Annotated in this window: 15 protein-coding genes; 2 read left to right on the top strand and 13 right to left on the bottom strand. The window is 61.2% G+C overall.

Features of this window, described 5'->3' with window-relative positions; all coding sequences use genetic code 11:
- Together panC and ASD32_RS14955 are read right to left on the bottom strand one after the other, a co-directional pair.
- Window positions 1-876: a pantoate--beta-alanine ligase gene (panC, locus tag ASD32_RS14960; protein ID WP_060638828.1), complete on the bottom strand. Its 876-nt coding sequence runs from the start codon at window positions 874-876 to the stop codon at window positions 1-3.
- A 186-nt stretch (window positions 877-1062) separates the two neighbouring features.
- Entirely contained in the window at window positions 1063-1809 is a 747-nt protein-coding gene (locus ASD32_RS14955; protein WP_060638827.1) for a fumarylacetoacetate hydrolase family protein, read from the bottom strand.
- Between the two features lie 396 nt (window positions 1810-2205).
- On the opposite strand from ASD32_RS14955, the gene ASD32_RS14950 reads away from it, so the two are divergent.
- Complete coding sequence (locus tag ASD32_RS14950) at window positions 2206-4404, top strand: EAL domain-containing protein (RefSeq protein ID WP_060638826.1); 2199 nt, start codon at window positions 2206-2208, stop codon at window positions 4402-4404.
- Window positions 4405-4455: 51 nt separating this feature from the next.
- On the opposite strand, the gene ASD32_RS14945 is transcribed toward ASD32_RS14950, so the two are convergent.
- The 11 genes from ASD32_RS14945 to aqpZ all read right to left on the bottom strand — a co-directional run bounded on the left by ASD32_RS14945 (window position 4456) and on the right by aqpZ (window position 18648).
- On the bottom strand, window positions 4456-5457 hold the full coding sequence (locus ASD32_RS14945; protein ID WP_060638825.1) for an inorganic phosphate transporter: 1002 nt from the start codon (window positions 5455-5457) through the stop codon (window positions 4456-4458).
- A complete protein-coding gene (locus ASD32_RS14940; RefSeq protein WP_060638824.1) occupies window positions 5457-6101 on the bottom strand; it encodes a DUF47 family protein in 645 nt (214 codons plus the stop codon). The genes ASD32_RS14945 and ASD32_RS14940 overlap by 1 nt, the downstream gene beginning before the upstream one ends.
- 106 nt (window positions 6102-6207) lie before the next feature.
- Window positions 6208-8367 (bottom strand): NAD-dependent DNA ligase LigA, encoded by a 2160-nt coding sequence (ligA, locus tag ASD32_RS14935; RefSeq protein ID WP_060638823.1) that lies wholly within the window; start codon window positions 8365-8367, stop codon window positions 6208-6210.
- A gap of 182 nt (window positions 8368-8549) precedes the next feature.
- Complete coding sequence (gene recN, locus ASD32_RS14930; RefSeq protein WP_060638822.1) at window positions 8550-10223, bottom strand: DNA repair protein RecN; 1674 nt, start codon at window positions 10221-10223, stop codon at window positions 8550-8552.
- Between the two features lie 33 nt (window positions 10224-10256).
- Window positions 10257-11123 (bottom strand): outer membrane protein assembly factor BamD, encoded by an 867-nt coding sequence (locus ASD32_RS14925; RefSeq protein ID WP_060638821.1) that lies wholly within the window; start codon window positions 11121-11123, stop codon window positions 10257-10259.
- 201 nt (window positions 11124-11324) lie between these two features.
- Window positions 11325-12257 carry a UDP-3-O-acyl-N-acetylglucosamine deacetylase gene (gene lpxC, locus ASD32_RS14920; protein WP_060638900.1) on the bottom strand — a complete coding sequence of 311 codons (933 nt, stop codon included), beginning with the start codon at window positions 12255-12257 and terminating at the stop codon, window positions 11325-11327.
- A 345-nt stretch (window positions 12258-12602) separates the two neighbouring features.
- Entirely contained in the window at window positions 12603-14378 is a 1776-nt protein-coding gene (gene ftsZ, locus ASD32_RS14915) for a cell division protein FtsZ (protein WP_060638820.1), read from the bottom strand.
- Window positions 14379-14471: 93 nt separating this feature from the next.
- Window positions 14472-15803: a cell division protein FtsA gene (ftsA, locus tag ASD32_RS14910; RefSeq protein WP_060638819.1), complete on the bottom strand. Its 1332-nt coding sequence runs from the start codon at window positions 15801-15803 to the stop codon at window positions 14472-14474.
- On the bottom strand, window positions 15800-16732 hold the full coding sequence (locus ASD32_RS14905) for a cell division protein FtsQ/DivIB (RefSeq protein ID WP_060638818.1): 933 nt from the start codon (window positions 16730-16732) through the stop codon (window positions 15800-15802). Before ASD32_RS14905 ends, ftsA begins: the two co-directional genes overlap by 4 nt.
- Window positions 16720-17646, bottom strand: coding sequence for a D-alanine--D-alanine ligase (locus ASD32_RS14900; RefSeq protein WP_156383194.1), 927 nt, complete (start codon window positions 17644-17646; stop codon window positions 16720-16722). The genes ASD32_RS14905 and ASD32_RS14900 overlap by 13 nt, the downstream gene beginning before the upstream one ends.
- A gap of 315 nt (window positions 17647-17961) precedes the next feature.
- Window positions 17962-18648 carry an aquaporin Z gene (aqpZ, locus tag ASD32_RS14895; protein WP_060638817.1) on the bottom strand — a complete coding sequence of 229 codons (687 nt, stop codon included), beginning with the start codon at window positions 18646-18648 and terminating at the stop codon, window positions 17962-17964.
- A gap of 379 nt (window positions 18649-19027) precedes the next feature.
- Here aqpZ and ASD32_RS14890 point away from each other — a divergent pair, with 379 nt between their 5' ends.
- Window positions 19028-20329 (top strand): MFS transporter, encoded by a 1302-nt coding sequence (locus tag ASD32_RS14890; RefSeq protein ID WP_060638816.1) that lies wholly within the window; start codon window positions 19028-19030, stop codon window positions 20327-20329.
- Window positions 20330-20388: the final 59 nt, after the last annotated feature.

Genomic DNA, 20388 nt, shown 5'->3' with positions numbered 1-20388 from the left:
TCATGCCACCTTTGCAAATTTTGCCGTTTTCGGGCTGAAAACCCGGTTATCGAGCAGCTTCGTGCTCCCGAAGCGGATAATAAGCAACAGAAGAACCGGTTTTTCGCCGATTTCCGTCAATTCCTGCAGAGTTTCGGGATCGCGCAGTGCGACCACTTCGGGCCTTGCCAGGGGCTCGGCGGCAATGAAATCCGTGACCGCTTTTTCAAGCTCGGCGACATCGGTCATACCGCCGGCGATCAACCGTCCGGCCTCATCGAGCGCCTTCGGAACGATCGCCGCAGCCGACCGCTCGGCAGCGCTCAGATAGACATTGCGCGACGAGCAGGCGAGCCCGTCGGCTTCGCGCACCGTTGCGACACCGACCACATCGACCGGCTGTGCCATGTCCTCCACCATGCGGCGGATGATCTGCAACTGCTGGAAATCCTTCTCTCCGAAATAGGCGCGGTCCGGCTGGACGATGTTGAACAGCTTGGTAACGACGGTCGCCACCCCGGCGAAATGACCGGGCCGCACCGAGCCCTCAAGCTCGCTGCCGAGCGTTGGCACATCGACCACCGTTTCCATCGGCCGTGGATACATATCGTCAACGCCAGGCGCAAAGAGATAGTCGGCACCGCCCTCGATCAGCATTGCCTGGTCGCGGGCCAGATCGCGCGGATATTTCGTCAGATCCTCGTTGGCGCCGAACTGCAAGGGGTTCACAAACAGGCTGACGACAACGATATCGTTTGCCGCCCGCGCGCGGGCGACCAGCTCCATATGGCCGACATGCAGATAGCCCATGGTCGGAACGAGACCGATGGTCTTTCCGGCGCGGCGATGGGCGCTCAGCCGCGCGCGCAATAAGGCAATGGTGGTGATTGTTTCCATCTCGGGATCCTCCAATCCGCAAGCATGCCGCCCTGTCCACGGCGGCTGGCCTCGCCGGGCTTTCCGGCAAGCATCCGCCCGGCGCAGTGTCCTAACGTGTGCAGTGCAAAAAGACAATTCAAGAATTGAAGGCAGGAATTGTCCGTGTGAGAAACGGGTTCCGGGTTTCCCCGCAACCCGGCCTCGTCACCTGCTGCGGGTTTCCACAGTCTGTTCGATCGCGCCAAAAATGGAATGTCCTGTGCCGTCGTTCAGCTCGACGCGAACCACGTCGCCCAAGGAAAGAGCCGTGGTCACCCGGCACGAACCGGTTGCGACGAGACTGCCGGCGACAAGCGAACGCTTGTCCGCAGCAGCAGCCACCGCTTTCGCGCTATCCACCGCAGCACCCTTGCCACCCTCGACCGGATTGCCGTTACGGCGAACAAGCAGAGAGAGGCCCGACAGACCATCCAGCTCGTCCGGCGTGACTGCGACCGGAGAGAAGGACGAAGCAAGACCGTCTCCATCCGCCGAGACGTCATTGGCGAGAAGAACGAGCAGCACCGCGTTACTTGCCGCGTCGGCGCCTGCCTGCGCGTCGAGATCATCGGCGATCACAGCCAGTTGGGCCGTCGCTGTCACATCCGAAACATCGCCCGAAAGCGAGATGGGATCGCGGGGACCCGCAAAACCGCCGGAGCCGCCAGCCCAGAAAAAGGCGCGCGGCAGCGGCGACGCGGCATCATGCTCGTGAAACCGCATGGTCGGCTGCGAACCGGTCTCGACGCCGATGGCAACACGGGCGAGACGCGGCCCGGCATGGGCCCAGTCGTCGAGCGCGGCCTGAAGCGTGCGGGCAATATGGCCGACTTCCGAGCAGCGGGTCAGATCCTTGGAGACGACGACGAGTTTGCCGTCGCGGGTACTGTCTTTCAGAGTAGCCAGTTTCATCGCTTGCGTGTTCCTCGGGTTCTGGTTGACACCGGCAGTTCTTTGACCGCCTGCCCCCATAGGATACTATTTGGCGGCAGGTGTCGCGCCGAATTTATCAGGGCGGGCGGGAAGCGCCGGGTGCATCAAAATCGGCCATATCCCGTTCTGCATTCAGCAAGCATGGCCGATACTCGCTTCGTGTGCAATTGCCGGACGCCCCGCAGCCGATGAAGGTTGAAAGCCGCCGGCTGGCGCCGTAGACCTGCACACGTAAAAGTAATATCTAATAGATTTCACAGCTTTTCTTCAGCGCTTGATAACGGGTTGCAAATATTTTGAGGAAATCCTGGGTGGCAACATGACATTGTCTGCAAAGATACTGCGGCTACCCTTAAGGCCAGATCGGGATTTCGAATGAACACGCAAACGGCTGAAGCGGATACGGACGGCGATACCGAAGGCAACCGTTTGCAGGCATTGGCGAACTTATGGATTTCCGGCACCCCGCCGGAGCCTCGGTTCGACACGATCGTGCAGCTTGCCGCAGAGCTTTTTCACACCCCGATGGCCTTCGTCACGCTGGTTGAAAAGGATATGCAGCGCTTCAAGGCGATGCATGGTGCCGATTTCCCGGACATCCCCCGTTGCATGTCGGTCTGTACCCATACAATCGAAAGCGGCGCGGTTCTGGTCATCGATGATATGCTGGAAGATCCGCGCTTTGCCGGCAATCCGCTGGTCACCGGAGCACCTTTTCTTCGCTTTTATGCCGGCACGCCCCTGACGACCGACGAAGGCTTGCGCATCGGAGCGCTGTGCATTCTCGACACCGTGCCGCGTAACGACTTTGGCGACGAACAACGCAAGACGCTCGAACGCCTCGGCGCTCTGGTCATGGAACAGATGCGCTTGCGCCGGACCGAAATCATCCGCTCGACGGTGATGAACTTTTCCGATGCAACGGAGCTGGCCTTCTTCGCGATCGACGCCAATGGGCGGATCGAATTCGTCAATCGCGCCGCTTTGACCCTGTTCGGCTATCAACAGGACGAGATGATCGGCCAGCTGATCGACATCATCATTCCCGACCGGTTTCGCGGCGCCCATCATGCGGGCCTTGCGCGGGTTCTGGCAGGAGGCACGACGAGGCTGATCGGCAAGACCGTCGAAGTGGTCGCCCGCAAACGCGACCAGACCGAGGTACCGATCGAAATTTCGCTGTCCATCTGGAACGACGAGCGCGGGGTCGGCATGGGAGCGGTCATCCGTGACATTACCGAACGGCGTGAGCGCGATGCGCGCCTGCTGCGGATGGCAAACCAGGACACCCTGACGGGATTGAGCAACCGTCACCGCTTTGAAAACCTGCTGCAGGAGGAACTGTCGGAGAACAAGACAGTGACCGTCGCCCTCATCGACCTCGACGGTTTCAAGGATGTCAACGACAGCCTTGGACACGCGGTCGGGGATGCCCTGCTGCAGGCCGTCGCCGTCCGGCTGCCCTCCGTGCTGTCGGCCGATGTCACGGTGGCCCGGTTCGGCGGCGATGAATTTGCCATCCTGTTGCCTGGGACCCTACAACCTGACGAGGCGATGACCGCCATAGGCGCGGTTCTGTCCGGCTTCGAGGCGCCGTTCGATGTCGGCGGCCATGTTTTCCAGCTGGCGGCAACCATTGGCGTCGCGCTGGCGCCGCTGCATGGCACCGATGCCGAGGAACTGCTCGCCAGCGCAGACTTTGCGCTCTACCGCGCCAAAAAGGCCGGCGGCAGTAAAATGCTGATGTTCGAGCCTGACATGCGCAACGATTCGCTGGCGAGGCGCGCCACCCAGGATGAGCTTCTGCGCGCTCTGAAGAATAGCGAACTGGTGCTCTACTATCAGCCGCAGGTCTCGCTCGATGACGGGCATATTCTGGGCGTGGAAGCGCTCATCCGCTGGCAGCATCCGCAGCACGGCCTGCTCTATCCCGGCGATTTCCTGCCGGCGCTGGAATCAAGTGCCCTCGCCCTGCCGGTCGGCTGGTGGGTGCTGCGCGAGGCCTGCCGGCAGGCGGCGCAATGGCGGGCAAGCGGCCTGCCGCCGATCAAGGTCAGCGTCAATCTCTTCGCCGCCCAGTATCGCGCCTCCACGCTCGTCCAGCATGTCACCAGCGCGCTTTCCGATCATAACCTGCCCCCATCAGCACTTGGCCTTGAGGTGACGGAAACGATTGCGCTTCTCAACGACGACAACGCTTTTGAAGCCGTGCACCACCTGCGCGATCTCGGCGTCGGCATTGCCTTCGACGATTTCGGGACGGGCTTTGCGTCCTTGAGCTCGCTGCAACGGTTTCCGCTGACAACATTGAAGATCGACCGGGCATTCATCTCCGAGATGACCGAAAACCCGCATGATGCGGCCATCACCAGGGCGATGTTGATGATGAGCAACGAACTCGGTCTGGAGACCATCGCCGAAGGCATCGAGACCGAGGAGCAGGAAATCAGCTTGCGGCGGCTTGGATGCCAGGCGGGCCAAGGTTATCGCTACGGCAAGGCGCTGCCGCCGGAGCAGACCGCCGTGCTCCTGGCGAGAGGCTTCGCCGGGCAGATCCCCATCCGGATGCATTGAGGCGCGGCAAAACCGTTTCGAGCAGTTCGCCGCGCCTCACGTTTTTAGAGCCTAAAGCAGTCCCGCCGCGAAATAGAACAGAGCGGAGATCAGCGCTGCCGCCGGGAGCGTCACCACCCAGGCGATCAGGATATTGCCCGCCAGCCCCCAGCGCACGGCCGAGACACGCCGTGCCGCGCCAACGCCGATAATCGCGCCGGTAATGGTGTGTGTGGTCGAGACGGGAATGCCGAGCCACGTCGCCGCAAACAGCGTGATCGCTCCGCCGGTTTCGGCACAGAAACCCTGCATCGGATTGAGCTTGGTGATCTTCGATCCCATCGTGTGCACGATACGCCAGCCGCCGAACAGGGTGCCGAGCGCCATGGCCGACTGGCAGGTGATGACCACCCAGAACGGCACGTAGAACGTTTCTCCGAGATAGCCCTGGCTGAACAGGAGCACGGCGATGATGCCCATGGTCTTTTGCGCGTCATTGCCGCCATGGCCGAGCGAATAGAGCGAGGCCGAGATGAACTGCAGTCCGCGAAAGCTGCGATCGACGGCAAACGGCGTCTGGCGCAGGCAAACCCAGGAGACGATCAGCACGAGCAGCAGCGCCAGCATGAAACCGATCATCGGCGACATGAAGATCGCGGCCACGGTTTTCAAAAGGCCGCTCAGCACGATGGCGTCGCCGCCGGTCTTGGCAAGCCCTGCCCCGACCAGTCCGCCCACCAGCGCATGCGACGAACTTGACGGGATGCCGAAAATCCAGGTGACGATGTTCCAGATGATCGCTCCCATCAGGGCGGCAAAGATCACCTGCGGCGTGACGATGGAGGGATCGATAATGCCGGTCCCAAGCGTCTCGGCCACATGCAGGCCGAAGAACAGGAAGGCGATGAAATTGAAGAACGCCGCCCACATGACGGCATATTGCGGCCGCAGGACCCGCGTCGAGACGATCGTGGCGATCGAATTGGCGGCATCGTGCAGGCCGTTGAGAAAGTCGAAGAACAGCGCGACGCCGATAAGGGCGATGAGCAGCGGCAAAGCGAGTGTCGCGTCCATCAGACGTTCTCGATCAGGATGCCGCTGATTTCATTGACGACGTCCTCGAAACGGTCGACCACCTTCTCGAGTTCGCCATAGATCTCGCTGCCGATGATATAGGCCATCGGGTTCGAGCTGCCGTGGCGCAGGAACAGATCCTGGAGGCCCTCGTCGTGCAACTGGTCGGAGCGCTCCTCCAGCCGGTTGACCGCTTCAGCAATCGCGGTCAGGCGCGGCACATTGGCGCCGATCCGGTCGAGCAACGGGATCGCTTCTGCCACCAGCTTGGCGGAATCGGCGATAAGAACGCCCATCTCGCGCATGCCGGGATCGAAACTCTTCTGCTCGAACAGGCGGATCGTCTTGACCGTCTTGTGCATCATGTCGATGGCATCATCCATCGACTGGATCAGGTCCTTGATATCGCCGCGATCGAACGGCGTGATGAAGCTGAGGCGCACCGCCTGCAGCACGTCGCGGGTAATCGCGTCGGCCTGGTCTTCGAGTGCGACGATGCGGTCGCAATGTGCATCGAGATCGCCCTCTGCTGCAAGCAGCGCCTTCAATTCATCGGCCGCACCGACGACCGTGCGCGAATGCGCCTCGAAAAGCTCAAAGAACTTGTCTTCGCGCGGCAAAAGCTTGCGAAACCAACCCAGCATTGTTCATCCACCTATCTTCGCGTTGTCACGAAACTGTCACAAATCTGGCAGCCGTCATAGAGAAGACAGGGGAACGGGGAAAGCTTTTAAGGCGAAGGAATGGCTCTTACCCACCGATTAGGACAAACCAGCCGTCCTCGTCGGTGGTTTCGACGCCGAGTTCGCGCGCTTTTTCCAGTTTGGAGCCGGCGCCGGGGCCTGCAACCAGAAGATCGGTCTTCTTCGACACCGAGCCCGCAACCTTCGCGCCCAGCCGCTCTGCCATGGCCTTGGCTTCGTCGCGCGTCATCTTTTCCAGCGAACCGGTGAAGACGACGGTCTTGCCGGCGACGGGGCTCGAGCTGGCGACAGGCGCTTGCGCGTCCTGCGGCGTGACCTCGTCCAGGAGGCGCGAGACCACATCCATGTTGCGCGGTTCCTTGAAGAACTCGACGATCGCGCGGGCCACGACATCGCCGATGCCGTCGATCGTGTTGAGGTCGCTCCAGGCTTCCGAGGTGATATCGCTGGCGGCCTTCATGGCTTCCGCAAAGGCGCTATAACTTCCGTAGGAGCGCGCCAGAAGTTTGGCCGTGGTTTCGCCGACATGGCGGATGCCGAGCGCGTAGATCAGCCGGTGCAGCGCGACTTGGCGCCGGTCGTTGATCGCGTCGTAAAGCTTGCGGACGCTGACCTTGCCGAAGCCGTCGATATTTTCGAGCTTGGTGAGCGTGGATGCATTCTGCCGCTTTTCCAGCGTGAAAATATCGGGCGCCGTCTTGATCGACAGCGACGGGTCTTCGGCCTCGAAGAAGAAGTCGATCTGCTTGGACCCCAGCCCCTCGATGTCGAAGGCATTGCGCGAGACGAAGTGCTTGAGATGCTCGACCGCCTGCGCCCGGCAGACGAAGCCGCCGGTGCAGCGGGTGACGGAATCAAGCTTGCCCGTCTTCTCATTTCTTTCCCGCACCGCGTGGCTGCCGCAGACCGGGCATATTTTGGGGAACGGATAGCGCTCAGCCGTTGCCGAGCGCTTCTCCATCACCACATCCAGCACCTGCGGGATCACATCCCCTGCCCGCTGGACGATAACGGTATCGCCGATGCGGATATCGTGTTCTTCCTCACGGATGCGCTCGCCGCCATTGCCGATGCCTTCGATATAATCGGCATTGTGCAGCGTCGCATTGGTCACAACGACGCCTCCGACCGTGACCGGCGTCAGCCGCGCCACCGGCGTCAGCGCGCCGGTGCGGCCAACCTGGATGTCGATATGTTCGACTGTCGTGAATGCCTGCTCGGCCGGAAACTTGTGCGCGGTTGCCCAGCGCGGCGAACGCGAGCGAAAGCCCAGGCGCTGCTGCAGGTCGAGACGGTCCACCTTGTAGACCACGCCGTCAATATCGTAATCGAGATCGGGACGCTTGAGGCCGATTGCGTTGTAGTGCGCGAGGATCGCATCGATCGACGACAGCCGCTGCATCAGCGGATTGACCGGAAAACCCCAGCGCTTGAAGACCTCGACCATGCCGAACTGGGTATCGGCAGGCATTTGCGAAATCTCACCCCAGGCATAGGCGAAGAATTTCAGCTTGCGGCTGGCCGTGATCGCCGCATCGAGCTGGCGCAGCGACCCGGCCGCAGTGTTGCGTGGATTGACATAGGTCTGCCTGCCCTCAGCGAGCATCTGCGCGTTCAGCGCCAAAAAGTCGCTCTTGGCCATATAGACCTCGCCACGCACCTCGACGACATCCGGGGCATCGGACGGCAAGGTCTGCGGGATTTCCTGGATCGTGCGGATATTGGCCGTGACGTTTTCGCCGGTCGTGCCGTCCCCGCGGGTCGCAGCGCTGACAAGCTTGCCGTTTTCATAGCGCAGCGACATCGACAGACCGTCGATCTTCGGCTCGGCCGTAAAGGCGATCGAATTGTCCGGCAACAGGCCTAGGAAGCGATAGACGCTGCCGATGAAGTCCTGCACGTCCGCGTCGGAAAAGACGTTGTCGAGCGACAGCATCGGCCGGGCATGGGTGATCTGCTGGAAGATACCGGAGGGTGCCGCACCGACCTTGCGCGAGGGACTGTCGGACCGCACGAGTTCCGGAAACCGGGCCTCGATCTCCTCGTTGCGCCGCTTCAGCGCATCATAGTCGGCATCCGAGATCTCCGGCTGATCCTTGCCGTGATAAAGCGCATCATGATGCGCCAGTTCGCCAGCCAGCCGTTCCAGCTCCACAACCGCATCTTCAAGCGTCAGATCTTCAACGGCAACGGATAAGGTCGACATGCGGGACTCCTGATTTTGAGAGTCGTTTTAGAGAATTTTCGAAGAATGGGAAGATGGGTATCCACCTCCCCTTGAGGGGGAGGCCGCGCGGAACGCGCGGGTGGGGTGACGTCAGGTGTGTATAGGGATCACCCCACCCCGGCACTGCGTGCCGACCCTCCCCCTCAAGGGGAGGGTAGAAACTAGACGTTTCCCGCCAGCAGACGCGCTGCAGCCGCCCTCGCCTCGTCGGTTACGGAGGCACCGGCGAGCATGCGGGCGATCTCTTCGGTGCGGGCCTTGTCGTCCATGCGGGCGACGCGGGTGGCGATCGTTTCGGATTTTTCCGCAGAAGGGCCCTTGGAAATCAACAGATGCGTTGCAGCGCGCGCTGCCACCTGCGGCGCGTGGGTGACGGACAGAACCTGGACGGTCTTTGACAACCGCTTGAGACGCTGGCCGATGGCATCGGCAACGGCGCCGCCGACCCCGGTGTCGATTTCGTCGAAAACCAGCGTCGGCGCCGAGCCGCGATCGGCAAGCGCCACTTTCAGCGCCAGAAGGAAGCGCGACAGCTCGCCCCCCGACGCCACCTTCATGATCGGGCCCGGCCGCGTGCCGGGATTGGTCTGGACATGGAATTCGACGATGTCGATACCTTCGGCAGCAGCGGCCTGCGCATCGGAGGTCACTTCGACCATGAAGCGGGCACGTTCCAGCTTCAGCGCCGGGAGTTCGGCCATGACCGCTTGCGACAGAGCCGTTGCGGTATTGTGGCGCTTGGCCGAAAGCGCCACCGCCGCCGCATCGAAGGCGCCCTTGGTCAGGCCAAGCTGCGCTTCCAGCTGTTTCAGCTTTTCTTCGCCCGCATCCAGATCGGCAAGATCGGAGATCATCCGGACCGCCAGCGCCGGCAGCGTCGTCACCGGGACGGAATATTTGCGGGCGGCGGCACGCAGCGCAAACAGCCGCTCCTCCGTCCGTTCCAGCTCCTTCGGATCATACTCGGTTTTCCGCAAGGCCGCTTCGACCGCCATCTGTGCGTCGGACAGCTGGTTGAGCGCGGCGTCGAGCAGTTCCACGGTCTCTTCGAGAAGACCGGGCGCCTCATGGCTCTTGCGCTCCAAGCGCCGGACCATCGAGGCTATCAGGGGCACCGGCGAACCGTTGCCGTTGAGGAACTCGCTTGCCTCGTTGATATCGACGGCGATGCGCTCCGCCTTCATCATCCGCGAACGGCGCTCTGCCAGATCGTCTTCCTCGCCGTCCTGCGGCGATAGAGCCTCCAGTTCCTCGACCGAGGCGCGCAGATAATCGGCCTCGCGGGCGGCGGCCTCGACCTTGTCGCGGTGCTTTTTCAGCGTCCGCTCGGCATCCTTCCAGATCCGGTAAAGGCCGGAAACAGACTGCGCCTCCTCGGCCAGACCACCGAAGGCATCAAGAAGGGTGCGATGGGCATGGGTATCGACCAGGGCGCGGTCATCGTGCTGGCCATGGATCTCGACCAAGAGCTGGCCTGCCTGACGCATCAGCTGAACGGAAACAGGCTGGTCGTTGACATAGGCCTTGGTGCGGCCATCGGCCGACTGCACCCGGCGGAAAATCAGATCGCCATCGTCGTCGATGCCGTTTTCGCGCACCAGCAGCCGGGCCGGATGGGCCATGCCGACATCGAAAACCGCCGTCACCTGCCCCTTGTCGCCACCGTGGCGCACCAGCGAACCGTCGCCCCGGCCACCCAGCGCCAGCGACAGACTGTCGAGCAGGATGGATTTTCCGGCACCCGTTTCCCCCGTGAGCACAGACAGGCCGGCATCAAAGGACAGATCAAGCCGTTCGATCAGGACGATATCGCGGATCGAAATCTGTGAAAGCATCCCGGTTCAAATCTCTTCGTCTTGGTCCTGATTCTAGGCGCCCAAAAGCTTCTTGCCGGCGCGCGAGATCCAGGAGCCACCGTTTTCACGCGGCTCAAGACCACCGGTCTGCAGGAGCTTGTAGCTGTCGGCATACCACTGGCTGTCAGGATAGTTATGCCCGAGAACAGCGGCAGCCGTCTGCGCTTCCGAGGTGATGCCCATTGCGAAATAGGTCTCGACCAGACGTGCGAGCGCTTCTTCGACCTGGTTGGTGTTCGGATAGGTTTCGACCACAGAGCGGAAGCGTGTGATCGCGGCCAGATATTCCTTGCGCTCCAGATAGTAGCGGCCGACCTGCATTTCCTTGCCGGCGAGCTGGTCCTTGGCAAACCGCATCTTGGCCTGCGCATCCTCGACATATTCGGAATCGGGATATTTGGAAATGACCGCCTGCATTGCCTCGATGGTCTTGAAGGCCGGCTTCTGGTCCTGCGTCACCGCCGGGATCTGCTTGGAATAGGCAAGACCGACAATGTATTGCGCATAGGCTGCGTCTTCGGATTCGGGATAGAGGTTGAGGTACCGGGTCGCGCCGTTGATGGCTTCCTGATACTGGCCGTTGCGGTAATTGACGAAGGAGCGCATCACCAGCGCCTTGCGGGCATATTCGGAGAACGGATGCTGCTGGTCGATCGCGTCGAACTTGCGCGCCGCTTCCGTGGTCTTGCCGGCGTTCAGATTGGCGAGACCCTGATTGTAGAGCACTTCCGGTGGATCGGTCTCAGCGCTCAGCTTGGTGATATCGATGTCGGGATCGTTCTGGCAGGCGGTCACCAGCACACTGGTCGCGGTAGCCACAAGCGTAATGGCAACAACACGTGCCATCTTCTTCAATTCAAACTGGCCTGCAATTACCATTCGTAAATCCCAACTCCCGCGCCGGTAAGAATACCGCCGCCTATGAACCGCGTTTTAGATCAAGATGCAACAAGACCGCAATGTCATGATGATTGATTAACGCAATTTTGTGGCAGTCTTATCATGAAAAAGCCGGTCAAAAGACCGGCTCTCATCAAACATCAGACCAGATTTTCCCTTTCAGGAACAAAAGGCTGCAGATCACGGCGCGTTGACGGCAATCATTTCGCGGGGTGCAGAGCGCTGGCGCTGCGGTGCACTTTCGACGATTTCATAGGCCGTCGGATCGCTCATCAGCGCCTTCAGCGCATTGGCGTTCATCTTGTGTCCGCCCCGGTAGGAACGGTAGCAGCCGATGAATGGCGCACCGGCCAGCGCCAGGTCACCCACGGCGTCCAACGTCTTGTGGCGAACGAACTCGTCCTTGTAACGCAGGCCTTCCATGTTGATGACGGTATTGTCATCGGCAATAACGACCGAATTTTCCAGCGACGACCCGAGACCACGGCCGGCCGCCCACATGCGCTCGACATCGCGCATGAAGCCGAACGTCCGGGCACGCGACAATTCCGTCTTGAAAACCGAAGGCGTGATATCGCCCTTCCAGGACTGGCGGCCGATCAGCGGGCTATCGAAATCGATCTCCACCTCGAAGCGCATGCCGTCGTAAGGCGTAAATTCCGACCAGGAAGCGCCCGATTCGATCCGGACGGGCTTGAGGATACGGATAGAGCGGCGCTTGACGGACAGCGCCTTGATGCCGGTCTGCTCGATCGCCTCGATGAACGGCGCGGAGCTGCCGTCCATGATCGGCATTTCGGCGCCGTGCACTTCGATCAGGAGGTTGTCCAGGCCAAGCGCATAGATCGCCGCCATCACATGCTCGATCGTGGCGATCGAGGTGGCTGGCGAAAAACCGAGGATGGTGCAGAGATCGGTATTGCCGACCTGCGAGGAAACAGCCTTGAATTCGCTGATCGTCTGCTCGCCGACGACACGCTGGAAAACGATGCCGCTATCTGCTTCCGCCGGATGAAAGGTGATTGCTACTTCGGCGCCAGAATGTACGCCCGTGCCGCTCAGAGTTACAGAATGTGCAATCGTTGTCTGAAACCCCAGCAGTCCAATTCCCAGTCCCATGCTTATCGCCTTCAAATGCTACGTGGCGTTGCCGCCGAATGTCGTTAGGGCCTAAGCCGCGCGTCTGTCAAAAGCCGTAAACTACACAGTCGGAGAGCAACGCTTGCCGTCGCCATCCGGTCCAATCTGCAAGGCTTTCGCGGTTAGAATCGCAATGCTGACCCATCAGTCTTGATGGTGAAGATAATTGCAGTGGGCCGTCATTCCAAATCACTGTTTCTTTCGCTTTGTTACGCACTGCACACAGGGTGCTTAGCCCTTGAAAAAATTCAGGAATTCATAAAAAATGCCCGGGCGCAAACCCGGGCATTTCGGCAAGGAGGAAGGTGGGCAAAAAAATCAGTTCGACTGACGGCGCAGGAACGCCGGGATTTCGAGCTGATCGTCTTCATGGGCACGCGGCTGCGAAGCAGCGCGGGCACGGTCATCGAGGGGAGCTGCCCGGCGCGGCGCGTAAACGCTGGCTTCGGGCGACAACGGACGGCGCTGCTGCGAGGATGCAGCCGGCGCACCGGCGGTCATGTCGGCAGCCACATCATGGCTTTCTTCTTCGCGGCGGCCGAGCGAATTGGTGATTCGCTTGAGCAGGCCCATCGGGCCGCGCTCTTCGTGCTGGACCGGCTGTGCACGGTGCTCAGCTTCGGCCTTGACCATCGGCGGGAAGTCTTCGACGCGTGGCATGCGGACCTGTTCGGCCTGCTGACGGATCACCGGAGCGACGGGTTCCTGGCGAACCGGTGCCTGAGCGACCGGCTGCTGGTAGACCGGCGCTTCGACAGCGCGCTGAACCGGAGCCGCCTGAACGATCGGCTGCTGTTCGGCCGGTGCTGCACCTGCAAACAGCTTGCTCTGCGGACGGAAATCGTCCTGAGCCTGCTGAACCGGTGCCGGTGCACCACCGCGCGGCATCGACAGGAACAGTTCGCGTTCCAGTTCGGCGGCACGGATGGCTTCGGCGATCGAATCGCTGGTCTGCTGGACCGGCTGGGCGGCCTGCGGCTGGACTACCGGCTGCTGGGCAACCGGAGCCGGCTGCTGAACGGCAACCGTCTGCTGCACCGGCGCTGCCGGGATGGCGATGGACGGACGAACGATCGGCTTGGCAGCTACCGGACGAAAGTCAGCATTGCGGCCGGCCACCTCCGCAGCTGTGCGATCGATACCCGTTGCCACGACCGAAACGCGGATGAGACCTTCGAGTTCTTCGTCGAACGTTGCGCCGAGGATGATGTTGGCGTCCGGATCCACTTCCTCGCGGATGCGGGTCGCAGCTTCGTCAACTTCGAACAGCGTCAGGTCGCGGCCACCGGTGATCGAGATCAGCAGGCCCTGCGCGCCCTTCATCGAGGTTTCGTCGAGCAGCGGGTTGGCGATCGCAGCTTCGGCTGCAGCCATTGCGCGGCCTTCGCCGGATGCTTCGCCGGTGCCCATCATGGCGCGGCCCATTTCGCGCATCACGGAGCGAACGTCCGCGAAGTCGAGATTGATCAGGCCTTCCTTGACCATCAGGTCGGTGATGCAGGCAACGCCGGAGTAGAGAACCTGGTCGGCCATCGCGAACGCATCGGCGAACGTGGTGCGGTCATTGGCGATCCGGAACAGGTTCTGGTTCGGAATGACGATCAGGGTATCGACGGACTTCTGCAGTTCCTGGATGCCCATGTCGGCGAGGCGCATGCGGCGCTGGCCTTCAAAATGGAACGGCTTGGTGACGACGCCGACCGTCAGGATGCCCTTGTTGCGGGCAGCCTGGGCAACGACTGGAGCAGCACCGGTACCGGTACCGCCGCCCATGCCGGCGGTGACGAAGCACATATGCGTGCCGTTGAGGTGATCGATGATTTCATCGATGCACTCTTCGGCGGCTGCGCGGCCGACTTCCGGCTGCGAACCGGCGCCCAGGCCTTCGGTCACGGCAACACCCATCTGGATGATGCGCGACGCCTTGGTCATGGTCAGCGCCTGGGCATCGGTATTGGCGACGACGAAATCGACGCCTTCGAGGCCTGCGGTGATCATGTTGTTGACAGCATTGCCGCCGCCGCCGCCGACACCGAAGACGGTGATGCGGGGCTTCAGCTCGGTGATATCCGGCTTTTGCAAGTTGATCGTCATTGTACCCGTTCCTTCCTGGTTTCTGGCCGCCTTGCCGAGCCGGCCAAATCACTAAATCCCGTATTGCACCCGTTCAGCACGATGCCGAAGGGCTCAAAAGCTTTCCTTCAGCCATTGACCCATGCGGGCGATACGGCTGTTGTTTCCTGCAAGCGACGAGAGCAGACCGCCCTGCGCCGCATGTGTTTCCATGTCCGCGACCTGCGGATAGATCATCAGGCCGACAGCCGTCGAAAAGGCCGGGCCCTTGGCTGCCGCCGGCAGTCCGGAGACGCCGAGCGGACGGCCGATGCGCACGTTGCGGGCCAGAATCCGGCGCGCCGATTCCGGCAGGCCGGTCAGCTGGGCCGCCCCACCCGTCAGAACGACGCGTTTGCCGACGATCGGCGAGAAGCCGGACCGCTGGATGCGGTCGCGGATCAGTTCCAGTGTTTCCTCGATGCGGGCCCGCACGATGCGCGAAACGAGCGCGCGCGGCACATGCGTCGGCTGATCGCGGTCGTCCTCGCCGATCGGCGGAACAGATACGATGTCGCGCTCGTCGGCGCTGTTGGGCAGTGCAGAGCCGTGAACGACCTTCAGGCGCTCCGCATCCTCGATGCGGGTCGAAAGACCACGCGCCAGATCCGTGGTGACATGATGGCCGCCGAGGCTGATGGCGTCTGCGTGAACCAGCTTGCCCTCGGCAAAGACCGAGATCGTCGTGGTGCCGCCGCCCATGTCGATGGCGGCGCAACCGAGTTCGACTTCGTCATCGACCAGCGCCGCAAGACCGCTTGCATACGGTGTCGCCACGATGCCTTCGACCGACAGATGAGCGCGGTTGATGCACAGTTCGAGGTTTTTCAGGGCAGCGCGTTCCGCCGTCAGCACATGCATATCGACGCCAAGCGCATCGCCGAACATCGCCAGCGGATCGCGGATGCCGCGCTCGCCGTCGAGCGAAAACCCCGTTGGCAGCGAATGCAGGATGACACGGTCCTGGCGCAGCGACTGCTGACCGGCAGCCGCCAGAACCTTCTTCAGATCGGCGGCATCGACTTCCTGGCCACCCAGATCGATCGAGGCCGTGTAGATATCACTCTGCAGACGGCCGGCGGAAATATTGACGATCAGGCTGTCGATGGTAAGCCCAGCCATACGCTCGGCGGCATCGACCGCGAGACGGACGACACTTTCGGCCGCATCGAGATCAGCGATCACGCCGTTCTTCATGCCGCGCGACTTGTGATGGCCGATGCCGATGATCTCGATCGAATGGGTGCGGCCCGGCAGGATGGCGCTTTCGGCCTTCGGCGTCAGCCGGCCGATCATGCAGACAACCTTGGTAGAACCGATATCGAGCACGGAAACGACATGCGACCGCTTCGAAGAAAGCGGCTTCAGACGCGGCAGCCCAAAATTAGAGGAGCCGAAGATGCTCATGTACGGCCTTCCTTTTCCTGCTTCTTCAACATCTTCGTGCGGGCTTCCAGAACGGTCTGGCGGCGGGCCGCGGCTTCGGGGGTCAACTGGATCGTGGTGCGGTCCTCCAGCCTCAGATCGACCGCGGCAATATCACGCTCGAGCAATTGCTGGCCCTCTTCCATCGTCGACAGCACCTGCATGGCACGGTCGAGATCGTGCTCGGGCAGCTTGATGTTGATGCCGTTGTCGAGGATCAGGTCCCAGCGGCGGCCAGCAACGCGGACATAGGCTTTGACCCGCTTGCTGATTTCCGGCCATTGCTCGAAGCGGGCATAGAAACCGGCAGCCGTAGTCTCGGCATCGCGGCCGACGAACAGCGGCAGCTCGGAGAATTTATTGTCGCGCAGCGGCGCAATCACGCTGCCGCTGGCTTCGATCAGCGACAGGTCGGAACCGTGCTGCCAGATGCCGAATGCCTTGCGCTCCTTGAGATTGACCTCGATCGTGCCCGGATAGACCTTGCGCACGGCAACATCCTCGACCCAGGGCATTTCGCTGATCAGCTTGCGCGCCATGCCGATATCAAGCGCAACCAGCGAGGTCGCGCCGTCAAGGCCCAGCTGCTGCAGGATGTCGATTTCCGAGGTCTGGTCATTGCCGGACACCTTGACGTCCTCGATCGCAAAGCCGACGGCCGACGTGGTGGTCTGGGCAAAATCCTGGCTATGGCCGCCGAGCGACATGCCATAGAAACCGGTCGCTGCAAAAAATGCCAGCGCGGACGCCGTTCCGGTATGGGGCACGAAGTGAATGCGGCCCGTTCCGAGGCTGACGAGGAAACGCACGACGCGGCGCAGCGGCCGCGGCAAAACGCGCTGACCATCAAGATCAGCCGCTTCCAGCGGAGCCCGTCCTCGACCTGCTTTCCTGCCCTTCAACGCAAACACGACGCGTCCTCCACGATCCACTTGAGGAATTCACCAAACGTATGGCCAGCATGAACAGCCATTTCAGGAACCAGAGAGGTAGGAGTCATGCCTGGCTGGGTATTGACCTCCAGCCAGATGAGCTCTCCTTCTGCAGAGAAACGGTCGTCGAAGCGGAAGTCGGAGCGGCTTACGCCGCGGCATCCAATCGCCTGATGCGCCATGACTGAGAGTGTTTGTATTTTTTGGTAAATATTCGGTAAAATATCCGCCGGGATGACGTGTTTTGAACCGCCTTTCACATACTTTGAATCGTAATCGTAAAAGGCGTGTCCCTGGGGTATCACTTCCGTGACGCCAAGCGCCGTATCGCCCATCACGCCGCAGGTGAACTCGCGGCCATAGACGTAGCGCTCGACCATCACCCTGTCGCCATAGCGCCACTCGCTGGAGGTGACGATCTGCGGCGGATGCGACTGGTCTTCCTTGACCATCACCACACCGAAGCTGGAGCCCTCACGAACCGGCTTGACCACATAAGGCGGCTTCATCGGATGATCGGAGCCGAAATCATGGCGGTCCATGACGCGCGCCTCGGCCACCGGAATGCCGGCGGCACTGGCGACAAGCTTGGCCTGCGCCTTGTCCATGGCGAGCGCCGAGGCAAGCACGCCGGAATGGGTATAGGGAATTTGCAGATATTCGAGGATGCCCTGGATCGTGCCATCCTCGCCGAAAGGGCCATGCAGGGCATTGAAGGCGACATCCGGGCGCAGGGCCGAAAGAACGGACGCAACATCACGATCGACATCGATTCGGGTGACGCGGTAGCCTTCGGCTTCCAGCGCATCGGCGCACGCAGTCCCCGAAGACAGGCTGACCGGCCGCTCCGAAGAAAATCCGCCCATAAGGACAGCCACATGCTTGCTCATCAAAACCCCCGACATTACGCCAGCCTTACAAATCGCCGCTTGCGCCTAGCTTGTTTCCGGCGCGAGTCGCGTCCGTCAGGCACATCCCCACTAGAGCGTCATTATGGTTAATGAACCGTTTACTTTGGTTAACTCTATCCAAGAGATCGGTAAAATATTTCGCACCGACTCAAAATTGCGCTTCGATTCATCTCTTAGAATCAGAGTGTTAATTGCGGCGCAAGAAAAAAGGCCGGTGACGGGGCCGATAAAATGGCAAAGGCCCCGCGCTGTCCGCGCAGGGCCTTCGAACGTAAAAGCCTGGCAAATGGCAGTGTCCTAGTCGTCTTCGCCGACCACTTTCCAGACGATCGCGCCAATGGCGGCGCCGGCGATCGGGGCAAGCCAGAACAGCCACAACTGCTGCAGCGCCCAACCGCCCACAAACAGCGCCTGGCCGGTGGAGCGGGCCGGATTGACCGACGTATTGGTGACCGGGATCGAGATCAGGTGAATGAGCGTCAGGGTGAGACCGATGGCGATCGGCGCAAAGCCGACAGGCACGCGGCCATGGGTGGCGCCCAGAATGACGAAGATGAAGAAGCCGGTCAAAAGCACTTCGATGACCAGAGCCGATGTCAGCGAATAGCCGCCCGGCGAATGCTCGCCGTAACCATTGGCGGCAAAACCGCCGAGCTGGAAATCAGCCTTGCCGCTTGCAACCAGATAGAGGGCTGCCGCTGCAGCGATGCCGCCCAACACCTGCGCAATGATGTAGCCCGGCAGCGAGGCGGCCGGAAACTTGCCGGCAACCGTCAGTCCCACCGACACCGCCGGATTGAAATGGCCGCCCGAAATGCCGCCGACGGCATAGGCCATGGTCAGCACCGTCAGGCCAAAGGCAAACGAGACCCCGAGAAGGCCGATACCAACGTCCGGAAAGGCTGCCGCCAGCACCGCGCTGCCGCAACCGCCAAACACCAGCCAGAACGTTCCTAAAAATTCAGCAGAAAGCTTCTTGAACATGATTTCCCCTTCGCACGAAGCAAATGCCCCTAAAGTGCCTGATGCGCATGATCAGCGCCTCCATCAGACCCCCTGAAGGAAACGCATGCGCATCCCAGCCTGTTTGCCGCACCCGGTCGCCGGATACACAACTCAAGATTTGCCACAATTTGAGTCTGGTCAAGGATTGCGCGAAAATCTACGCCTTTAAGTGGCATTTTTGGTCAATCTGCTGAAATGAAAGGCGATATCGCTGTTTTGGCGACAGTTTTGTGATCGAATCACCCCGAATACTTGCCGATAGTTGCGCATGAAGGGTTTTATTGCTGCAGCGTCTGCGTTAAAGCCGGGCCGCTGCCATCCAAGACGGCAACACCCATTCCAATACGGATACATGATAATGAGCGACACAGTTTCCAAGTCGCCGACGGCAGCGCCGTTGAACAAGGGCCCGCTCAATTCGCCGGCCCGCGTTCTGCTTGCAAGCCTGGTCGGCACGACCATCGAATTCTTTGACTTCTACGTCTACGCCACCGCCGCCGTGCTGGTGTTCCCGGTGCTGTTCTTCCCGAACACCGATCCGACCACCGCACTTCTGGCCTCCTTTGCCACCTTCTCGATCGCCTTTTTCGCGCGCCCGCTCGGTGCCGTGGTGTTCGGCCATTTCGGCGACCGCATCGGCCGCAAGACCACGCTGGTTGCGGCTCTTTTGACCATGGGCGTCTCGACCGTCATCATCGGCCTGCTGCCAACCTACGAGCAGATCGGCGTCATCGCACCGCTGCTGCTGGCGCTGTGCCGGTTCGGCCAGGGTTTTGGTCTCGGCGGCGAATGGGGCGGTGCCGTCCTTCTGGCCACGGAAAATGCGCCGGAAGGCAAGCGCAGCTGGTACGGCATGTTCCCGCAGCTCGGCGCGCCCGTCGGCCTGTTCCTCTCCTCGGGCGCCTTCTGGCTGCTTCTCCATCTGATGACCCAGGAGCAGTTGCTCAGCTGGGGCTGGCGCATCCCCTTCGTTGCCTCGATCGTCCTCATTGCCGTCGGCCTTTGGGTTCGCCTGTCGATCACCGAAACGCCGGCCTTCCAGAAGGCCATCGACAAGCACGAGCGCGTCGAGGTTCCGGTGATGGAACTGTTTCGCCATCACAAGCGCAGCCTCTTCCTCGGCACGTTCGTTGCGCTGGCAACCTTCGTGCTGTTCTATATCGGCTCGGCCTATCTTTTGTCCTACAACGTCAAGGTCCTGAACATCCCGTTCCTCGATGCGCTGGAAATCCAGATCGTCGGCTCGATCCTGTTCGGCATCTTCATCCCGATCGCCGGCAAGCTGGCCGAACGCTTCGGCCGCCGCGAGGTGCTGATTGCAACGACAGTCCTGATCGGCATCTTCTCGTTCTTCCTGAACGTCCTGATGACATCGGGCGAAGGTGCAATCTTCGTCTTTGCAATCATTGCCATGGCGCTGATGGGCATGACCTACGGCCTGATCGGCACGGCGCTCGCCGCCCCCTTCCCGACCAACGTGCGCTACACCGGCTCGTCGATCACCTTCAACCTCGCAGGTATTTTCGGAGCTTCGCTTGCACCTTATGCAGCGACCTGGCTGCAGGTGAACTACGGCATGGCCTATGTCGGCTACTATCTCGGCGCCGCCGCCGTCATCACGCTGATCTGCATCCTGCTCTCCGGCAAGGACGAAGTCTAAGCTTCAGCACGCCTCAAACACAAAAAGCCGCTGCGGATCGCTCCGCAGCGGCTTTGTTA

The sequence above is a fragment of the Rhizobium sp. Root483D2 genome (assembly GCF_001426685.1).
In the GTDB taxonomy this organism is placed as follows: Bacteria; Pseudomonadota; Alphaproteobacteria; order Rhizobiales; family Rhizobiaceae; genus Pararhizobium; species Pararhizobium qamdonense.
This window is presented reverse-complemented; position numbering and strand designations above follow the sequence as displayed.

Coding starts and splice junctions, on each gene's coding strand:
- panC (WP_060638828.1), bottom strand. CDS start 876: ATGGAAACAATCACCACCATTGCCTTATTGCGCGCGCGGCTGAGCGCC.
- ASD32_RS14955 (WP_060638827.1), bottom strand. CDS start 1,809: ATGAAACTGGCTACTCTGAAAGACAGTACCCGCGACGGCAAACTCGTC.
- ASD32_RS14950 (WP_060638826.1), top strand. CDS start 2,206: ATGAACACGCAAACGGCTGAAGCGGATACGGACGGCGATACCGAAGGC.
- ASD32_RS14945 (WP_060638825.1), bottom strand. CDS start 5,457: ATGGACGCGACACTCGCTTTGCCGCTGCTCATCGCCCTTATCGGCGTC.
- ASD32_RS14940 (WP_060638824.1), bottom strand. CDS start 6,101: ATGCTGGGTTGGTTTCGCAAGCTTTTGCCGCGCGAAGACAAGTTCTTT.
- ligA (WP_060638823.1), bottom strand. CDS start 8,367: ATGTCGACCTTATCCGTTGCCGTTGAAGATCTGACGCTTGAAGATGCG.
- recN (WP_060638822.1), bottom strand. CDS start 10,223: ATGCTTTCACAGATTTCGATCCGCGATATCGTCCTGATCGAACGGCTT.
- ASD32_RS14925 (WP_060638821.1), bottom strand. CDS start 11,123: ATGGTAATTGCAGGCCAGTTTGAATTGAAGAAGATGGCACGTGTTGTT.
- ftsZ (WP_060638820.1), bottom strand. CDS start 14,378: ATGACGATCAACTTGCAAAAGCCGGATATCACCGAGCTGAAGCCCCGC.
- ftsA (WP_060638819.1), bottom strand. CDS start 15,803: ATGAGCATCTTCGGCTCCTCTAATTTTGGGCTGCCGCGTCTGAAGCCG.
- aqpZ (WP_060638817.1), bottom strand. CDS start 18,648: ATGTTCAAGAAGCTTTCTGCTGAATTTTTAGGAACGTTCTGGCTGGTG.
- ASD32_RS14890 (WP_060638816.1), top strand. CDS start 19,028: ATGAGCGACACAGTTTCCAAGTCGCCGACGGCAGCGCCGTTGAACAAG.